Below are 1921 nucleotides of genomic sequence, written 5' to 3'. Positions count from 1 at the left end.
CCGCAGGGCCCATGCGCGGGCCAGCGCCACACGCTGTTGTTGTCCGCCCGACAAGGTGCGGGCGTTCTGTGCAGCAATGTCTTGCAACCCCACGCGCTGCAATGCGGCCAGCGCGGCGGTGCGCGCATCGCGCCAGCGCGTGCCCCGCAGCCACAGCGCCAGCGCCACGTTGTTTTGTGCGCTGGTGCGCAGCATGTGCGGGCGCTGGAACAGCATGGCCTGGCGCATATTGCCGTTGCACTGAAACCCGCCCCCACTGGCATCGGCCAGACCATGGAGCACCCGCAGCAAGGTGCTTTTGCCACTGCCGTTGGCACCCACCAGCGCCACGCGCTCGCCGGATGTGATGCGCAGCGTGACCTGGTCCAGCGCCTGCACGCGGCCGTAGCGCACGGTCACTTGGCGCATGTCCACCCAGGCGTGCGCCACAGGCCCGCTCATGCTGCGACCCCCACCGGCGTGCTGGAGGCCGAGCCATCCACCCGCTCACGCCAGCGGCGCACCAGTGCAATCAACACATTGAGCGCCAGCACCACGGCCAGCAAGATGATGCCGAGTGCCAGTGCGAGGGGCAGGTCGCCCTTGCTCGTTTCCAGCGCGATGGCGGTGGTCATCACGCGGGTAAAGCCGTCGATGTTGCCGCCCACAATCATCACCGCGCCCACTTCAGAGATCGCGCGGCCAAACGACGCAATCAGCACCGTGAGCAGCGCGTAGCGCTCGTCCCACGCCAGCAGCAGGCTGCGCAGCAGCGAGCCTGCGCCCATGGACCGCAGTTGCTCGCCATGCGCGCGTTCAGCGTCTTCCACCGCCTGGCGCGTGAGCGCTGTGACCACCGGCAAAACCAAAATCGCCTGCGCTAGCACCATGGCCTTGAAGCTGAACAACCACCCCAGCGACCCCAGCGGCCCGCTGCGCGACAGCACCAGGTACACCACCAGCCCCACCACCACCGACGGCACGGCCAACAACGTGTTGAGCACGGCCAACACCGCGCCCCGCCCCGCAAACCGGGCGACGCCCAGCCACGCGCCCAGCACCAGCCCCACACCACAAGCCAACACACAGGCGGTGGCACTGACGGACAAGGAGCGGCCCACGATGGTCCAGAGAACCGGGTCGGAAGACAGGGTGAGTTGCAGCGCTGTGCTCGCGCTTTCGGTGAGGGTGGACATGGCGCCTGATGATCGGTTTGGGCTATCGTAGGCACCCAACCAATATCCAGCGATATGAACGTCCGTGCATAGGGTCCAACTTCACTACACACTCAGCCGCGATGCGGGCAACGCACTCATTCGCAATCCGCTGCCCGAACTGCTGCAGGCCGTGGCCGAGCAGGGCTCCATCTCGGGCGCAGCGCGGGGCCTTGGCCTGTCGTACCGCCATGTGTGGGGCGCGCTCAAGCGCTGGGAGAACCAGCTCGGCGGAGAACTCATCGTGTGGGGCAAGGGCCAGTCGGCGCAGCTGAGCGAGTTCGGCGCCAAACTGCTGTGGGCCGAGCGCCAGGCGCAGGCCCGACTGGCCCCACAAATTGCCGCGCTGCACGCCGACCTGGAGCGAGCCTTTGCCGTGGCGTTTGACCCCCATGCCCATGTGCTGACCCTGTACGCCAGCCACGACGACGCACTGGTGGCGCTGCGTGCGCACGCAGCCACACCGAGCGAGGCGGGGGCTTTGCACCTGGACATCCGGTTTACCGGCAGCGTGGACGCCATTCGCGCCCTGAACGAGGGGCGGTGCACGCTGGCGGGCTTTCATACCGTGGAGCACGCTGCTGCTGACGCATGGACCGCACGCACCTACAAGCCCCTGCTGCAGCCGGGTCTGCACAAGATCATCGGGTTTGCCCAGCGCACGCAGGGGCTCATCGTGGCGCCCGGCAACCCGCTGGCGCTGCACAGCCTGGCCGACGTGGCGCGCA

General features: G+C 67.8%; 3 protein-coding genes. 1 reads left to right on the top strand and 2 read right to left on the bottom strand.

Going from position 1 to position 1921, the window contains the following annotated elements; genetic code table 11:
• Both ACK41V_RS17320 and ACK41V_RS17315 read right to left on the bottom strand, forming a co-directional pair.
• On the bottom strand, positions 1–441 hold a 441-nt coding region (locus tag ACK41V_RS17320), incomplete at its 3' end, for an ATP-binding cassette domain-containing protein (protein WP_409784067.1).
• Positions 438–1175: an ABC transporter permease gene (locus tag ACK41V_RS17315; RefSeq protein ID WP_409784066.1), complete on the bottom strand. Its 738-nt coding sequence runs from the start codon at positions 1173–1175 to the stop codon at positions 438–440. The genes ACK41V_RS17315 and ACK41V_RS17320, both read right to left, overlap by 4 nt.
• A gap of 64 nt (positions 1176–1239) precedes the next feature.
• Between ACK41V_RS17315 and ACK41V_RS17310 the strand changes: the two genes are divergently transcribed.
• The coding region (locus tag ACK41V_RS17310; RefSeq protein ID WP_409784064.1) for a substrate-binding domain-containing protein at positions 1240–1921 on the top strand (682 nt) is incomplete at its 3' end.

The organism is Acidovorax sp. (assembly GCF_046291265.1).
Taxonomy (GTDB): domain Bacteria; phylum Pseudomonadota; class Gammaproteobacteria; order Burkholderiales; family Burkholderiaceae_C; genus Acidovorax.
This window is presented reverse-complemented; position numbering and strand designations above follow the sequence as displayed.